Genomic DNA, 16,014 nt, shown 5'->3' with positions numbered 1-16,014 from the left:
GGTCCGCTCCCCCGCACGGCGGTCCTCAGGGCCCCGCGCGGACACCTCCCTCCCCGGACGGGGACGGGTCGTCCGCCTTCGGGCCGGCTCCCCGGGCCGTCCCGCCCGGGGGCCTCACGTCGAGGGTGCGCCCCACGGTGACGCGGCGCTTGTTGTAGATGTCGAACGCCACCGCGAGCAGCAGCACCAGGCCCTTGATGAGCTGCTGCCAGTCCACGCCGAGACCGATCAGCGACATGCCGTTGTTGAGCACGCCCATGACCAGGGCCCCGACCACGGCCCCGACGACGGTGCCCACGCCCCCGGCGGCGGACGCCCCGCCGATGAAGGCCGCGGCGATCGCGTCCAGCTCGAACATGGTCCCCGCGCCCGGAGTGGCCGCGTTGAGCCGTCCCGTGAACACGAGGCCGGCGAGGGCGGAGAGCACGCCCATGTTGACGAACACCCAGAACGTGGTGCGGCGCGTCCTGATCCCCGACAGCGCCGCGGCCTGTTCGCTGCCCCCGACGGCGTACACGCGGCGGCCGGCGGTCGTGGACCGCATGACGAACGAGTAGCCGGCGATGAGGGCGACCAGCAGCAGCCCCACGAGGGGGAGCCCGTTGTACTGGGCCAGCACGTAGGCGAACACCATGATGACCACGGCGGTCACCGCCGAGACCAGCACCGTGACCGCTGTCGGCGCCGTGGGCAGCTCGTGCCTGAGGTCGCGCGCCCGCGAACGCCACTGGATCCACACCACGGCCGCGGCGCCGGCCGCGCCCAGCAGGAGGGTCGGCAGGTGCAGGCCCAGGACCTCGACGTCGGGCAGGAAGCCGCTCGCCATGTTCCGCAGCGAGGTGGGCAGCGGGGCGATGGACTCCCCGCCCAGCACGGCCAGGGTCGCCCCGCGGAAGACGAGCATCCCGGCGAGGGTCACGATGAACGCGGGCACGCGCACGTACGCGACCCAGAACCCCTGCCAGGCGCCGATGAGGGCGCCCAGGAGCAGTGCCGCGGGGACGACCACGACCGTGGGCAGCCCCCACGACGTGAGCATGATGGCCGAGACCGCGCCCGTGAACGCCACCACCGAGCCGACCGACAGGTCGATGTGCCCGGTGACGATGACCAGCATCATCCCGATCGCCAGGATCAGGATGTAGGAGTTCTGCATGATCAGGTTGGTGACGTTGAGCGGGGTCAGCAGCAGCCCCCCGGTGAGGATCTGGAACAGCACGATGATCGCCACCAGGGCGACGGCCATGCCGTACTGCCGCGCGTTCGCCCGTATCAGGGTCGTGGCGAGTGTCAACGGACGGGTGGTCATCGCGGGCTCCTCGGGTCGGTCCGGTCCTGGTCACCGGTCCGTGTCATGAGTCTCATGAGGGTCTCCTGGTCGGCCTCCTCGCCCGGGACCTCGCCGGTGATCCGGCCCTCGCACAGGGTGAGGATCCGGTCGCACATGCCGAGGAGCTCGGGGAGCTCCGAGGAGATGAACAGCACGCACGCGCCCTCGGCGGCGAGCCTGCGCACGATCAGGTAGATCTCGTACTTGGCCCCGACGTCGATGCCCCGGGTGGGCTCGTCGAGGATGAGCAGCTCGGGGCGCGTGAACAGCCACTTGCCGAGCACGACCTTCTGCTGGTTGCCGCCGCTGAGGGTGCGCACCGCCTGGGTGGTGCCGTGGCTGCGGACGCGCATCCGCTCGCTCATGCGCGCCGCCTCCACCGCCTCCAGCCCGGGGTCGAGGACCCCGCGGGAGGAGACCCGGTCCAGGGCCGCCATGGTGGTGTTGTGGCGGATGTCGTCGTCCAGGATGAGCCCGAGCGTCTTGCGGTCCTCGGGGACGTAGGCGACGCCGCCGCGGATCGCGGCGGCCACGGTGCCGGTGTCCAGCTCCTCCCCGTCCTTGGTCAGGCTGCCCCTGACACGGCGCCCGTAGGAGCGGCCGAACAGGTTCATGGCGAATTCGGTGCGCCCCGCGCCCATGAGCCCGGCGAGCCCGACGACCTCCCCGCGCCGCACGGTGAGGCCGACCCCGTCGACCATGAGCCGCCCCGGCTGGGTCGGGTGCGCCACCGTCCAGTCGCGGACCTCGAAGCGTGTCCCTCCGATCTCGCCGACCCGCTCGGGGTAGCGCTGGTCCAGGTCGCGGCCGACCATCCCCCGGATGATGCGGTCCTCGTCGACGGAGGGCGTCCCGTCCTCGCCCCGCTCCACGGCCAGGGTCTCCACGGCGCGGCCGTCCCTCAGGATGGTGATCTCGTCGCTGACCCGGACGACCTCGCCGAGCTTGTGCGAGATGAGGATGCAGGTCACCCCCTCGTCCCGGAGCCCGAGGAGCAGGTCCAGGAGCCGGTCGCTCTCCACCTCGGTCAGGGCGGAGGTCGGCTCGTCGAGGATGAGCAGCCGCACCCGCTTGGCGAGCGCCTTGGCGATCTCCACGAGCTGCTGCGCGCCCACGCTGAGGGCCGACACCGGCGTGGTGGGCGCCTCGTCCAGGCCGACCCGCCGCAGGAGTGCGCGCGCCTCGGCGTGGGTGGCCCCCCAGTCGACGACGCCGCGCCGGGCCCTCTCGTGGCCGAGGAAGATGTTCTCTCCGACCGACAGCTGGGGGACGAGCGCCAGCTCCTGGTGGATGATGGCGATCCCGGCGCGCTCGCTGTCGGCGACCCCCGCGAAGGCGCAGGGGTCGCCGTCGACGAGGATCTCGCCGTCGTAGGAGCCCGCCGGGTGGACCCCGCTGAGCACCTTCATCAGCGTGGACTTCCCGGCGCCGTTCTCGCCCATGAGGGCGTGGACGCTCCCGTGTCCGACGCTCAGCGACACACCGTCCAGGGCGCGCACGCCGGGGAACTCCTTGCGGATGTCGCGCATCAGCAGCAGTGGCCTGCCGGTGGGGGCCGGTCGTGTCTGCGTCTCGCTCATTCGAGGTCGGACTCCTCGTAGTAGCCGCTGCCGACCAGTTCCTCCTCGTAGTTGTCGATGTCCACCGACACCGGCTCGAGCAGGAAGGCGGGGACCACCTTGACCCCGTTGTCGTAGCTCTCGGTGTCGTTGACCTCGACGTCCTCCTCGGCGAGGAGGGACTCGACCATGTCGACCGTCTGGGCGGCCAGGGCCCGGGTGTCCTTGAAGACGGTCTGGGTCTGCTCGCCCGCGATGATCGACTTGACCGAGGACACCTCGGCGTCCTGGCCGGTGATGACGGGCAGGGGCCTGTCCCCGCTCCCGTAGCCGACCGCCCTCAGGGACTCGATCACGCCGAGGCTGATGCCGTCGAAGGGCGACAGGACGGCGTCCACCTCCTCGTCGGAGTAGTGGGCGCTGAGGAGGTTGTCCATCCGGGCCTGGGCGACGGCGCCGTCCCAGCGCTCGGTGGAGATCTGGTTCATGGAGGTCTGCCCGCTGCGGACGACCAGCGTCTCGTCGTCGATGTAGGGCTGGAGCACGGCCATCGCGCCGTCGTTGAAGAAGAAGGAGTTGTTGTCGTTGAGCGGACCGCCGAACAGCTCGATGTCGAAGGGCCCCTCCTCGTTCTCCAGGTCGAGGGCGTCGACGATGTAGTCGCCCTGGAGCTCGCCGACCCGGAGGTTGTCGAAGGTGGCGTAGTAGTCGACGTGCTCGCTGTCGAGGATGAGGCGGTCGTAGGCGATCACGGGGATGTCGTTGTCCGCCGCCATGTCGAGGACGTCGCCCAGGGCGGCGCCGTCGATCGCGGCGATCACCAGGACGTCGACGCCCCGGGTGATCATGTTCTCGATCTGGGAGATCTGGTCCTGCACCACGTCCTCGGCGAACTGGAGGTCGGTGCCGAAGCCGCGCTCCTCGAACTCCTCGACCATGTTGGCGCCGTCGGCGATCCAGCGCTCCGACGACTGGGTGGGCATGGAGATGCCGATGGTTCCGGCCTCCCCCTCTGGGCGGGCGGCGTCCCCTACGCCGCCGCAGGCGGTGAGCAGGAGCGACGCCCCTACGACTGCCAGGGCCGGGAGGGCCCTCCGGTGGTCTCGCATGTACTGGTTCCTCTTCCTTCCGGTGGGGGGTGGTCGCCGTTCAGCGGCGGCCGGTGGACAGGGTGACGACGGACCAGGAGACGGGGGGCAGCGTGAGGCCGAGCCGTCCGCCCTCCAGGCGCGCGTCCTTGTTGGGCGAGGGGGTGACCCGGTCGGGGTCGGCCATGCTGTTGGCCGCGTAGGCGTCGTCGTCGGCGAGGGTGAGCGCCGAGGTGACGCCGGCCGGGGCGAGTCCGCGCAGGTCGGCGTCGAGGGCGACCGGCTGGTCGACGGAGCGGTTGACGACGAACAGCGCGGCGGCGCCGGTCGCCTCGTCGTGGGTGACGGCGGCGTCGACCACGGGCACCCCGCCGTACCTGGCGGTGTCCTGGAGGGGCGCGGCGACCTCTGCGCGCAGTACCCGGCCGGAGGCGGACGCGGCGGTGAGCGCGAACGGGTGGAAGATGGTCTGCCGCCATGCCGGTCCGCCCGGCTCCGTCATGATCGGGGCGATGACGTTGGCGAGCTGCGCCTGGCTGGCGGCGGTGACGCGGTCGCTGTGCCGGAGGAGGCTGATGAGCATGTTGCCGACCACGACGGCGTCGGCGACGTTGTACCGGTCCTCGATGACGCGGGGGGCGGTCCTCCAGTCGTCGGCGGGCTGGACCTCGGCCAGCGCCCGGTGGCGGCTCAGGTACCAGACGTTCCACTCGTCGAAGGAGAGCTGGATGCGCTTCGTGTCGCGCAGCCTGGCCCCGACGGCGTCGGCGGTGGAGGCGACCGAGTCGATGAAGTGGTCCATGTCGGCGACCGAGCCCAGGAAGCTGGCCAGGTCGCCGTCGTGCTCCTCGTAGTAGGCGTGCAGGGAGATGTGGTCGACGGCGTCGTAGGCCTCCTCCAGAACGGTGGCCTCCCACGCCCCGAAGGTCGCCATGCCCGAACCTGAGCTGCCGCACACGACGAGTTCGAGGTCGCGGTCCGCCATTTTCATGGCGCGGGCGACCTGCGCGGCCTTGCGCCCGTAGGAGCGGGCGTCCAGGTGGCCGATCTGCCAGGGCCCGTCCATCTCGTTGCCCAGGCACCACATGCGGATGTCGTGGGGGTCGGGGTGTCCGTGCTCGGCCCGCAGGTCGGACAGGTGTGTGCCGCCGGGGTGGTTGGCGTACTCCAGCAGGTCCAGGGCCTCCTGGAGCCCCCGGGAGCCGAGGTTGACCGCCATCATGGGTTCGATGCCGAGCCGTCCGCACCACGTCGCGAACTCGTTCAGCCCGAACTGGTTGGTCTCCAGGCTGTGCCAGGCGAGGTCGCGGCGGACGGGTCTGCGGTCCTTGGGGCCGACGCCGTCCTCCCACCGGTAGCCGGAGACGAAGTTGCCGCCGGGGTAGCGCACGGTGGTGACGCCCAGCTCGCGGACGAGGTCGGCGACGTCGCCGCGAAAGCCGTCCGCGTCGGCCGTGGGGTGGCCGGGTTCGTAGAGGCCGGTGTAGACGCAGCGGCCCATGTGCTCGACGAACGAGCCGAAGGTCCGTCGGTGGACCGGGGCGACGGTCTGGGCGGGGTCGGCGGTCAGGGAGGCGTGGAGCATGGGCTTCCTTCGGAGTGGGGGGTCATCCCTTGATCCCGGCGCCGGCGACGCCGGTGACGATGTTCTTCTGGAAGAGCAGGAACACGAGGAGGAGTGGAACGGCTCCCAGGACGGCCGAGGCCATGACCTGGGCGTACTGCACCCCGTACTGCCCGGCGACGGTGCCGAGCCCCACGGGGAGCGTCATCATCTCCGGGTCGGTCGTCACGATGAACGGCCACAGGAAGTTGTTCCAGGCGCCGATGAAGGTGAAGATGCCGACCGCGGTGAGGACCGGTCGGGACAGGGGCAGGACGACGCTCCACAGGATGCGCGCCGGACCGGCCCCGTCCATCCGCGCCGCGTCCTCGTACTCGCGGGGGACGGCGTCGAAGAACCGCTTGAGGATGAACACGAACACCGGCGCGACCACCTGCGGCAGGGCGACGCCCCAGTAGGTGTCCACCAGGCCGAGCTGGGTCATCAGGACGAACTGCGGCACGATCAGGGTCTGCGGCGGGATGAGGATGCCCCCGATGACCAGTGCGAACAGCCACCCCCGGCCCCGGAAGTCGAACCGGCTGAACCCGTAGGCGGCCAGCACGCACAGGACCAGGGTGAGCACCGTGACGATCACGGTGGTCACGGTGGAGTTGACGGCCCAGCGGACGAGGTCGCCCCGGGCCAGCACCAGCCGGTAGGCCTCCAGCGTGGGCTCGGCGATCGACCAGGTGACCGGCAGGAGCGTCGTCTCCCCCTCGGGCTTGAGCGAGGTGTCGATCGCCCACAGCAGCGGGAGGAGCCAGGCGAGCGCCGCCAGTGCGGCGACCGTGTACAGGGCGGCGGAGCCCACGGTGACGCGGGGGAGCCGCCTGCGGGGGGCGGGGCCGCGGGTGCTCGGCCGTCCGGCGGGGGGCCGGGTCGCCAGGGGCCGGGCTGCGGAGGGCGGGACTGCGGGGGGTCGGGCTGCGGCCATGGCGTCAGGCCTCCTTCCGGGAGAAGAGGCGGAACTGGGCGACGGAGGCCGCGATGACGATGACCATGAAGACGTAGGCCATCGACGAGGCCAGGCCGATGCGGAGCCCGACGAACCCGGAGTCGTAGATGTACTGGATGGCGGTGCGGGTGGCGAAGTTCGGGCCGCCCGACGTCATCAGGTAGATCTGCTCGAACACGCGGAGCGACCCGATCAGCTGGAGGACCGCGATCAGTGCGGTGGTGCGCGCCAGCAGCGGGAGCGTGATGCGGCCGATCCGCTGCCAGGCCCCGGCCCCGTCGATGGCCGCCGCCTCGTAGACGTCACCGGGGATCGACTGCATGGCGGCCAGGTAGAGCAGGTAGTTGAACCCGACCTGCCACCAGGCGGTGGCGACGACCACGGAGACCATCGCGGTGCCCTCGCCGAAGAGCCACTCGGGGCCCTCCACGCCGATCCGGCCCAGCATGCCGTTGAACAGGCCGAGGCTGGGGTTGTACATCCAGCCCCAGATGAGCGTCATGACCGCGACCGGGAGCACGAACGGGGCGAAGAAGCCGAACCTCAGGAACCAGCCCAGTTTGCGGGCGTGGTCGGTCAGCAGGGCCAGGGCGAGGGCGAGAGCCACCATCAGCGGCACGCTGAGCACGGTGAAGACCAGCGTGTTCCACAGCGACTCCCACATCGCGGGGTCGGTGAGGCTCTCGGCCCAGTTCTCCAGGCCGACGAAGGAGGTCGGCCCGCCGGCCAGGCTGCGGTCGGTGAAGGTGTAGCCGAACCCGACGATCGCGGGCCAGAGCAGGAACACCAGGTAGAAGGCGAGGAAGGGCAGTACGAACCAGAGCCCGGTCCGGGCGGCGGGTCGGCGCCGCACGTCGGGGAGGTCCGTCCGGCCGTCCGGCGGGGCCGCCGGGGCACGAGTGGTCACGGGGTTCCTCCCTACACCGGTGAGGGGACGGCGATCAGGGTGCGGATGGCCCCCTTGAGCTGGTCCAGGGCCTGTTCGGGGGTCTGGGTGCCCTGGTGGAGGGTGGTCAGCGGGCCGGTGGCCTCCTCCTGGAGGCGCCCGGCCGAACCGCTGAACCAGGCCTGCGGCTCGAACTGGACGTTCTCGGCGGCCTCGGCGTACTCCGACTGCGGGTGCAGGGCGTCGTAATCGTCGCTCTCCACCACCGGCAGGTAGGCGGGGATGTGTCCTCCGGCCGCCCAGGTGATGCTGTGGCGCAGCATCCAGGCGGCGTACCCGACGGCGGCGCGGGTGCGCTCGGGGTCCCTGTCGCGCTGGTGGGGGAACACGTAGCAGTGCGAGTCGCCGCGGGTGCGGTTGTTGCCGAACACCGCCGGGAACTGGGTCGCGGTGAACTCCGTGCCCGCGGCCTCCAGGGTGGGGATCTCCCAGTTGCCGTGGATCATCAGCCCGGCCTGGCCGTTGGCGAGGTTGGCCGCCGTGTCGGCGAGCATGGAGTGCCTCGGCGACAGCCCCTCCTCGGAGAGCCGGTACATGACCTCCATGGCGGCCAGCGCCTTGTCGTCGTCCAGCTCGAAGTCGTCCTCGCCGATGACGAGGTCGCCGTCCTGCTGGCGGTAGAGCGCCCAGAAGTTGGGCCAGGGGGCCCAGGTGTCGACGGACAGGCCGTACTCCCCGGTCGCGCCCTGGATCTCGCGGAGCAGGTCGAGGTAGCCGTCCAGCCCGGAGACCTCGACGAGCCGGTCGTCGGCGTCGAGCACGCCCGCCCTGCGGCACACGTCGAGGTTGACGAACTGGATGAGCACGTGGGTGTCGATGGGGATCGCGTACAGCTCCCCGTCGAAGAAGCACTTCTCCCAGATCCGCGGGAGCACCACCGTGTCGTCGATCCCCGCCTCCGCGAGCATCACGGGGTCGATCGGGTCGAGGAGCCGCCCGGGCGCCAGGCTCTCCAGCCGGGACACGTGCACGGTGGCGATGTCCGCGCCGCGCCCGCCCGCGGCGCCCATCGCGACCTTGGTGTAGAAGGGGGAGCCCCACGTGAAGGTGGTGGCCCGGAAGTCGACGTCGGGATGCTCGCGTACGTAGGCGTCGTGCATCTCGATCATCCGCATGCCGTCCCCGCCCGCGAACAGGTTCCACTGGCGCAGGCGGGTCCTGCCGGAGAGCAGGGCCGGGGAGGGGCCGCACCCGGCGGCGGCCAGGCCCGCGGCGGCGAGGGCTCCGGCGGCGAAGGCCCGGCGGCCGGGGCCGCGCGGGGCCGGGTGTTCGGGGGGAACGGGGGGTTCGGGGGATTCGGGGGGTCGGACGCGCATGGTGTTCTCCTTGCGCCGGGGGGTGGGGAGGGCCCGGCGGGCCCTCCCCGGGAAGCGGGCGCCTCGGCGCCGCGGGTTCCGGGTCAGACCCGGACGTACTCGATGCCGGCGAGCGAGCAGAGGACCTTCCAGTCCTCGGCCCTCGCGCCGGTGTTCATGACCATGTGGTGGGTGCCGCCGGACCTGAGCCAGGCGTCCATGCACGACCGCACGCCCGTCTCCGGGCGGAACTGTCCGTAGGGCATCTCCAGCGACGGCAGCCCGGGCGCGTCGATCACCTCGCCCTCCGCGACCACCAGGCGGAAGTCCTCGCCTCCGAGGAAGACCAGGGAGGCGAGGGTCGCGGGGCCCGGCCGGTAGCGGAAGACGATGGTGGGCGGGTCGTCGAGGCCGCCGATCCCCAGGGGGCGCTTGATCAGTCGGACGGGCTCGTCCTCGCGCGCGATCCGCCAGTTCCCCTCGCCCATGTGGCTCATGAGGACGGAGTCGCTGGGGAAGTCCATGGCGTACATCTCGGTGAAGTGGCCGTCCCCCGCGAGCTGGTGCCCGGCGTAGACGATCGAGGCGGCCAGCACGTCGCCCTCGCCGGCGAACCCGTACCCCTTGGCCATCAGGGTGGAGGCCGCGGCCATCGGCAGCCGCGCGAAGCGGCCGTCCTCGCCGATGGCGTCGAAGTGGGTGGAGTAGGCGCCGGCGCCCCGCTCCTCCAGCAGCCTCTCGATGCCCAGCTGCATGCGGGCGTGGTCCTCGCGCTCCTCCTTCGAGAGGCGCCCGTCCACCTCGAAGGCCCCGTCCTCCCAGGCCATGAGGTCCGCGACCTCCTCCCCCGGAATCTCGGCCATCGTCCGGTGGAGGGAGCCCGGCGCGATGACCTCGACCTCCGGCCCGAGCTTGCGCAGCAGCGAGCTCTCGTCCACCCGGGCGTCGCCCATGCCGTTCATGGGATAGCCGAACACGCCGACCCGGAGGCCCCGCAGCGCCGTGACCGCGCGGGCCGCCCTGGCCCAGCGGTCGATCCTCCCGGCGAACTCGGGGCTCTGCCACTCGCCGGTGACGACCTCGAAGGGGAGCCCCGCGCGCACCATCGCGTTGGCGGTGTCCTGGGCGCCGTGGATGCCCTGGTTGTAGGTCATGTCGTCCATGTCCCAGGACGGGGAGACCGCGGGATCGGGCTGGATGTTGGCCAGGGCGATCGGCAGCCGGGCCCCGCCGAACATGCGGGTGACGCGGAGGGAGGGCCCGTAGGTGAGCATGACCACGAGGACCCCGTCGAGGTCCGCGTCCTCGAACGCGCGCATCGCGCGCTCCGCGTCCGCGCGTCCGCGCACCGGAGGGGCCACGGTCCACTCGGCGACGCCGGAGAGCTTCTCGGCGACCCGGCCCGCGTAGGCGGCCTGGTGCTCGGTGATGCCGGGGATCATGTCGTCGTAGAGGGGCTGCATGATGCCGAGGAGGCCGATACGGGGCGCACGGGTCCCGACGGGCGCGTGGGCGGCGGCCGGGGGCGTGGGAAGGGGCACGATCGTTCCTTACTGGCCGTAGACGTTCTGGTACCGGTCGTGGAGCGCGTCGATGTGCTCCTGGGGCAGGCGTTCGAGGGGGCCGCCCTGGCGGGCGATGTGGACGGTGCGCGCGACGTCCTCGCACATCACCGCGGCCTTGACCGCGGCGCGGGCGGAGGCGCCGACCGTGAACACGCCGTGGCCGCGCATGAGGACGGCCGGGGAGCGGTGGCCCCGGAGGGTGGCGACCACCGCCCTGCCGATCTCGTCGCCGCCGATGAGGGCGAACGGTCCCACGGGGATGTCGCCGCCGAACTCGTCGGCCATCGCCGTGATGACGCACGGGATGGGCTCCCCCCGTGCGGCCCAGGCCGTCGCGTACGCGCTGTGGGTGTGCGCGACCCCGCCGACGTCGGGGCGCGCGCGGTAGACGTGGGCGTGGGAGGCGGTGTCGCTGGACGGGGACCGGCCCCCCTCGACCACCCGGCCGTCCAGGTCGCAGACGACCATGTCGGCGGGGGCCAGGTCGTCGTAGGAGACCCCGCTGGGCTTGATCACCATGAGGTCGGCGCCGGGGACGCGGGCGGAGACGTTGCCGCTGGTCCAGGTGACCAGTTTCCAGCGGGGCAGTTCGGCGTGCAGCGCGCACAGGTGCTCGCGCAGGCGCTCCACCTCCGCCCGGTGCTCGTCGGGGACGGTGCGGGCCGTCTCGGCGGTCATCGTGTTCCCTCCTCGGTGCCGTTCCCCGCGGTGGCCAGGGTGGCGTTGCGGATGGCCCGGAGGCGGCGCAGGCTCTGGCTGCCGCCCCGGCCGAAGTGGTCGTGGAGCTCGGTGTAGACCTCGAAGAGGTCGTCGTAGGCCGCCGCCCTGGCGGGATCGGGGTCGACGGTCTTCTCCCGGACCCGGCCCATGGCGGCCGACGCCGCGTGGATGTCGGGGTGGGCGCCGGCCGCGACGGCCGCGTGGATGGCGGACCCCACGGCGCAGCTGTACTCGGAGGCGACCAGCCTGATCGGGCGGTCGAGCACGTCGGCGTAGACCTGGAGCACGAACGGGTTGCGGACCATGCCGCCGCCCACCGTGAAGTCCTCGACCGGGACCCCGGCGGCCTCGAAGGCCCCGATGATCGTGCGCGTGCCGAAGGCCGTGGCCTCGACCAGGGCCCGGTAGACCTCCTCCGGCCTGGTGGCCAGGGTCATCCCGACGAGCACGCCGGACAGGTCGTGGTCGACCAGGACCGAGCGGTTGCCGCTGTGCCAGTCCAGGGCGACGAGGCCGTGGCCCCCGACAGGCGCCCCCGAGGCCCGCTCGGAGAGCAGGTCGTGGACGGAGAGGCCGCGTTCGCGGGCCTCCTCGTGGTAGGCGGGCGGCACGTGGGAGTCGGCGAACCAGGCGAAGATGTCGCCGACACCGCTCTGGCCCGCCTCGTAGCCCCAGGCGCCGGGGGTGATGCCGCCGAGCGCCAGCCCGCACATGCCGGGGACCTCGGCGAGGACGTCGGAGTTCATGACGTGGCAGGTGCTGGTGCCCATGATGGCGAGCATCCGGCCGTTGCCGGTCGTCCGGGCCGTGGCAGCGGTGACGTGCGCGTCGATGTTGCCGACCGCGACGGGCAGCCCCTCGGGCAGGCCCGTCCAGGCCGCGGCCCGGGCGGTGAGGCCGCCCGCGCGCTCGCCCAGCTGGGAGAGGGGGTGGGCGAGCTTGTCCCGGACGAAGCCGGCGAAGCGCGGGTCGAGGGCGGCCAGGAACTCCGCGGAGGGCCAGGCGCCGTCCTGGTGGATGCCCTTGTACCCGGCGGTGGCGACGTTGCGGGTCTCGCGTCCGCACAGTTCCCAGACGATCCAGTCGGCGGCCTCGATCCAGCGGTCGGCGCGCGCGTACGCCTCGGGGTCCTCCCGCAGGACCTGGAGCGCCTTGGCGAACTGCCACTCCGAGGAGATCCGGCCGCCGTAGCGGGCCAGCCACGTCTCCCCCCGCTTCTCGGCGAGGGCGTTGATCTCGTCCGCCTCCGGCTGGGCGGCGTGGTGGCGCCACAGCTTGGGCCACGCGTGCGGGCGCCCGGCGAGGTCGGGGAGCTCGCACAGCGGGATCCCGTCCGCGGTCACGGGCAGGACCGTGCAGGAGGTGAAGTCGGTGCCGATGCCGACCACCTGCCCGGGGTCGGCGCCGGAGGCCCGCAGCGCCTCCGGCACGGCCGTGCGCAGGACCTCGCGGTAGTCCTCGGGGCACTGGAGCGCGGTCTCGGGGGCCAGCGGCCCGGAGGAGGCGGGCAGGTGCTCCGTGATGACGCCGTGCCGGTAGGTGTGGGCGGCGGAGCCGAGTTCGGCCCCGTCGGCCACCCGGACGACGACGGCCCGGCCGGAGAGGGTCCCGAAGTCGACGCCGATGACGACCGCGTCGGGGGACGGCTTGTTGTTAGCGTTAACATTCTCGCGCACAGGGGGTTCCTTCCGTGGAGGAGGCGCGTGGGACGGGCGGTCAGGGGGGAGGCGGCCCGCTGCTGCCCCGCTGCCTCAGTTCCGCCGGGACCACGCGTCTCCCGGCCCCGGCGGGGTCGGCCGAGCCGGTGCGGCCCGCCCCGATCTCGCCGAGGAGCAGCGCCAGGCTCTCCCGGCCGACCTGGGCGAAGTCCTGGTACACGGTGGACAGGGACGGCGTGAGGTACTCCGCCTCGGGGATGTCGTCGAAGCCGACGACGCTGACGTCGCCCGGCACGCCCAGTCCCGCCTCGTGCAGGGCGCGCAGGACCCCTATGGCCATCTGGTCGTTGCCCACGAAGATCGCGGTCACCCGCTCCCCCGCGGCCCTGCGCCCCACCAGGGCGCGGCCGAGGTCGTAGCCGGACCGGGGGCTCCAGTCGCCCTGGAGCGGTTCCGGGACCGGCGCGCCCGCCTCCTCCAGGGCCCGGCGCCATCCGAACGCGCGGGCCTCGGACTCCAGCCAGAGCGGGTCCCCCTCGATGTGGTGGACCGTGTGGTGGCCGAGCGCCAGGAGGTGGCGGACGGCCTCCTCGGCCCCCTGGACCTGGTCGACGCAGACGACCGGGAGGCCGGAGCCCTCGCCGCCCTCGACGGCGACCAGCGGCAGGGGCCCGGGCAGCGAGGCGAGGGCGTCGACCAGGCCCCTCTGCGGGGCGATGGCGATGCAGCCCTCGACGGACTGCTGGATCAGGAAGTCGGCCGCGGCGACGACGCCGGCCGGCGACACGTCGTCGAGGCTGACCATGCTCAGGAAGTAGCCGGCCTCGCGCGCGGCCCGCTCGATCCCCGCCAGGGTCTGCGCCGGGCCGAAGAGGGTGGTGTCGAAGGCGAGGACGCCGAGCACGTTGGTGCGGCGGGTGACCAGGGCCCGCGCCGTGGAGTTGCGGTGGTAGCCGAGTTCGTCGATCGCCCTCTGCACCCGCAGGACGGTCTCCTGGCGGACGTTGGGGTGGCCGTTGATGACGCGGGACACCGTCTGGTGGGAGACACCGGCCAGTCTGGCGACGTCCGCCATGACGGGGGTGCGGCCACCGGGGGGGTTCACCTGAACGACACCTCCGGGAATCTCAGGGGAAATGTGACGCGGACAACATTGTTAGCGTTAACATACGAGGCGTCAACCCCCCTGCCCGACCGAATCGTCGGCGAGGCCCCCGTCGGGAGCCCGCAGGCCCTTCCGCCCCGGAGGCTCCCCGGCCCTCCGGGACCCCTCTCCCTTCAGCCCACCAGACGGGCGTGCAGCGCCGTCGCGGAGGTGTCGGTGAGCGAGGCGACCTGGTCGACGACCACGCGCAGCGCGGCCGCGTCGCCGGACGCCTCGGTGAAGGCCGCGCGGAACTGCGGGTCGAGGCCGTCGGGGGCGCTCTTCCGGAGTGCGCCGACGAGCTCGGTGATGAGGCGGCGCTCCTCCGCCTGGTAGGCGATGGCCTCGACGCGGGACATCACGAAGTGGGCGGCGACCGCCTTGAGCAGCGCGCACTCCAGGAGGGCCCGGCGGGGCACGACCAGGTCGGCGCCGTAGCGCGTGAGCCGCCCCTGGCCGTGGGCGGCGCGGGTGGCGTGCTCGGCCGCCCGGCAGAAGCGGCCGATGAGTTCGCTGGTGAGGTTCTTGAGTGCGGCTAGGGAGGCGAGGTCCCCGGTGAACTCGCTCGGCCACACGGGCGCCGCGAGGAGTTCGGCGAACACGTGGTGCAGCTCGGCGGGGTCGGCGTCGCAGTAGTAGGCCGCGGCGAGCCGGACGACCTCGGCGCGCTCGTCGGTGCCGCGCAGGGCGGCCATGTCGACGAGTCCGGCGTGCAGGGCGTCCTCGACGTCGTGGACGGAGTAGGCCACGTCGTCGGCCCAGTCCATGACCTGCGCCTCGAAGCAGGTGCGGCCGGGGGGCGCCCCCCGGCGCAGCCAGGCGAAGGTCTCCGTGTCGTCGGGGTAGCAGTTGAACTTGTGGGTGTCGGGCCCCTCGCCCCGGAACCACGGGTACTTGACGGTGGCGTCCAGGGTGGCGCGGGTGAGGTTGAGCCCCGCGCTGAGCCCGTCGGGGTCGATGATCTTGCCCTCCAGCCGGATGAGCAGGCGCAGGCTCTGGGCGTTGCCCTCGAACCCGCCGCAGGCGGCGGCGGCCTCGTCCAGGGCCCGTTCGCCGTTGTGCCCGAACGGGGGGTGCCCGAGGTCGTGGGAGAGGCAGGCCGCCTCGACCAGGTCCGGGTCGCAGCCCAGTGCCTGGCCGAGTTCGCGGCCGATCTGCGCGCACTCCAGCGAGTGGGTGAGGCGGGTGCGCGGGAAGTCGCTCACCCCCGGCTGGACCACCTGGGTCTTGGCGGCCAGGCGCCGCAGGGCGGCGCTGTGCAGCACCCTGGCCCGGTCGCGCTCGAAAGGACCGCGGGCCCGGTTCTTCCGGTTCTCGCGCGCCTTGCGCTCGGTGTCCGCCGACGTGTAGCCGTCGGCTCCGCTCTCGCCTCGGGGGTGGTTCGTCATCGTGTGCGACCCTACTTCCCAGCAGGGACCAAACACGCCTTCCGCGCTGGTCAGGCAGCGTTGACGCGGATGTCGCTGCTGTCGTTGAAGATCCAGTAGTACCAGAGCGAGGCGGTTTCCCTGGTGATGTACCAGAGCTGGGTGCGCCGCTCGATGACGGCCGGCCCGGAGCGCGAGGGCGACGTGCCCGCCTCGATCCCGAAGTCGGCGGCCATCCGCTTGGAGCGCAGGCTGTGCCAGGGGTCGGAGACCAGGACCGCCGTCTCCCAGGCACGGTCCTCGAACACCAGGGAGACGGCGCCGATGCTCTGGAGGGTGTCCCTGCCCTCCTCCACGGCGATGATCTGGTCGGCGGGGATGCCGACCTCGACCAGCCAGTTCTTGCCCGCGGCCGCCTCGGTGAAGTTGTCGCCCGGCTGCTTGCCCCCGACGGTGACGATGACGGGGGCGACGCCCTCCAGGTAGAGGACCTGGGCGTGCCTCAGCCGGGCCTCGAACACGGGCGAGGGGACGCCGTTGTACTGGCTGGCCCCGAGGACGACGATGGCGTCGGAGGCGACGCGGTCGTCCTGGCGGGCCGTGTACCAGACCCAGCCCCAGGTGCCCGGCGGGATGGCCAGCGCCACGAGCAGCAGGAGCGTGACGATCCAGCGCAGGCGGACGGGACGCCGCTTGCGGCGGCGCGGCCGGGGAGCGGGGCGCGCGGGGCGTCCGCCCCGGGGAGGGAGAGGGGGCTCCTCGTCGAAGGGCCCGTCGGGCC

The 16,014-nt window shown here is 72.5% G+C and carries 13 protein-coding genes; all 13 read right to left on the bottom strand.

What is annotated here, in order from left to right; translation table 11 throughout:
- Nucleotides 1-25: 25 nt before the first annotated feature.
- Nucleotides 26-1,309 (bottom strand): multiple monosaccharide ABC transporter permease, encoded by a 1,284-nt coding sequence (mmsB, locus tag ACWGL3_RS08685; RefSeq protein WP_267945937.1) that lies wholly within the window; start codon nt 1,307-1,309, stop codon nt 26-28.
- Nucleotides 1,306-2,910 carry a sugar ABC transporter ATP-binding protein gene (locus ACWGL3_RS08680; RefSeq protein WP_267945938.1) on the bottom strand — a complete coding sequence of 535 codons (1,605 nt, stop codon included), beginning with the start codon at nt 2,908-2,910 and terminating at the stop codon, nt 1,306-1,308. The genes mmsB and ACWGL3_RS08680 overlap by 4 nt, the downstream gene beginning before the upstream one ends.
- Nucleotides 2,907-3,998, bottom strand: a complete 1,092-nt coding sequence (gene chvE, locus ACWGL3_RS08675) for a multiple monosaccharide ABC transporter substrate-binding protein (RefSeq protein WP_452461108.1) — start codon at nt 3,996-3,998, stop codon at nt 2,907-2,909. Before chvE ends, ACWGL3_RS08680 begins: the two co-directional genes overlap by 4 nt.
- A 40-nt stretch (nt 3,999-4,038) precedes the next feature.
- Nucleotides 4,039-5,562: an arabinosylfuranosidase ArfA gene (gene arfA / locus ACWGL3_RS08670; protein ID WP_267945940.1), complete on the bottom strand. Its 1,524-nt coding sequence runs from the start codon at nt 5,560-5,562 to the stop codon at nt 4,039-4,041.
- Between the two features lie 22 nt (nt 5,563-5,584).
- A complete protein-coding gene (locus ACWGL3_RS08665) occupies nt 5,585-6,517 on the bottom strand; it encodes a carbohydrate ABC transporter permease (RefSeq protein ID WP_267945941.1) in 933 nt (310 codons plus the stop codon).
- A 4-nt stretch (nt 6,518-6,521) separates the two neighbouring features.
- Entirely contained in the window at nt 6,522-7,445 is a 924-nt protein-coding gene (locus ACWGL3_RS08660; protein ID WP_267945942.1) for a carbohydrate ABC transporter permease, read from the bottom strand.
- 11 nt (nt 7,446-7,456) lie between these two features.
- The gene (locus ACWGL3_RS08655; protein WP_267945943.1) at nt 7,457-8,800 is read right to left on the bottom strand and encodes an extracellular solute-binding protein; all 1,344 of its coding nucleotides are present in this window, start codon (nt 8,798-8,800) and stop codon (nt 7,457-7,459) included.
- 83 nt (nt 8,801-8,883) lie between these two features.
- Nucleotides 8,884-10,320 (bottom strand): L-fucose/L-arabinose isomerase family protein, encoded by a 1,437-nt coding sequence (locus ACWGL3_RS08650; RefSeq protein ID WP_267945944.1) that lies wholly within the window; start codon nt 10,318-10,320, stop codon nt 8,884-8,886.
- A gap of 9 nt (nt 10,321-10,329) precedes the next feature.
- A complete protein-coding gene (locus ACWGL3_RS08645) occupies nt 10,330-11,022 on the bottom strand; it encodes an L-ribulose-5-phosphate 4-epimerase (RefSeq protein ID WP_452461107.1) in 693 nt (230 codons plus the stop codon).
- Nucleotides 11,019-12,740 (bottom strand): ribulokinase, encoded by a 1,722-nt coding sequence (araB, locus tag ACWGL3_RS08640; protein ID WP_452461106.1) that lies wholly within the window; start codon nt 12,738-12,740, stop codon nt 11,019-11,021. Before araB ends, ACWGL3_RS08645 begins: the two co-directional genes overlap by 4 nt.
- Nucleotides 12,741-12,780: 40 nt before the next feature.
- Complete coding sequence (locus ACWGL3_RS08635; protein WP_267950471.1) at nt 12,781-13,797, bottom strand: LacI family DNA-binding transcriptional regulator; 1,017 nt, start codon at nt 13,795-13,797, stop codon at nt 12,781-12,783.
- 203 nt (nt 13,798-14,000) lie between these two features.
- Complete coding sequence (locus ACWGL3_RS08630; RefSeq protein ID WP_267945947.1) at nt 14,001-15,254, bottom strand: deoxyguanosinetriphosphate triphosphohydrolase; 1,254 nt, start codon at nt 15,252-15,254, stop codon at nt 14,001-14,003.
- A gap of 50 nt (nt 15,255-15,304) precedes the next feature.
- Nucleotides 15,305-16,014 (bottom strand): YdcF family protein (locus ACWGL3_RS08625; protein WP_452461105.1); only part of this gene is annotated, 710 nt, incomplete at its 5' end.

The sequence above is a fragment of the Nocardiopsis sp. NPDC055824 genome (genome assembly GCF_053616335.1).
The sequence above is the reverse complement of the archived record's forward strand: the minus strand, read 5'-3'. Positions and strand labels throughout refer to the sequence as shown.

Bases quoted from the DNA above. Each gene is read 5' to 3' on its own strand.
- mmsB (WP_267945937.1), bottom strand. From the start codon at position 1,309: ATGACCACCCGTCCGTTGACACTCGCCACGACCCTGATACGGGCGAAC.
- ACWGL3_RS08680 (WP_267945938.1), bottom strand. From the start codon at position 2,910: ATGAGCGAGACGCAGACACGACCGGCCCCCACCGGCAGGCCACTGCTG.
- chvE (WP_452461108.1), bottom strand. From the start codon at position 3,998: ATGCGAGACCACCGGAGGGCCCTCCCGGCCCTGGCAGTCGTAGGGGCG.
- arfA (WP_267945940.1), bottom strand. From the start codon at position 5,562: ATGCTCCACGCCTCCCTGACCGCCGACCCCGCCCAGACCGTCGCCCCG.
- ACWGL3_RS08665 (WP_267945941.1), bottom strand. From the start codon at position 6,517: ATGGCCGCAGCCCGACCCCCCGCAGTCCCGCCCTCCGCAGCCCGGCCC.
- ACWGL3_RS08655 (WP_267945943.1), bottom strand. From the start codon at position 8,800: ATGCGCGTCCGACCCCCCGAATCCCCCGAACCCCCCGTTCCCCCCGAA.
- ACWGL3_RS08645 (WP_452461107.1), bottom strand. From the start codon at position 11,022: ATGACCGCCGAGACGGCCCGCACCGTCCCCGACGAGCACCGGGCGGAG.
- ACWGL3_RS08635 (WP_267950471.1), bottom strand. From the start codon at position 13,797: ATGGCGGACGTCGCCAGACTGGCCGGTGTCTCCCACCAGACGGTGTCC.
- ACWGL3_RS08630 (WP_267945947.1), bottom strand. From the start codon at position 15,254: ATGACGAACCACCCCCGAGGCGAGAGCGGAGCCGACGGCTACACGTCG.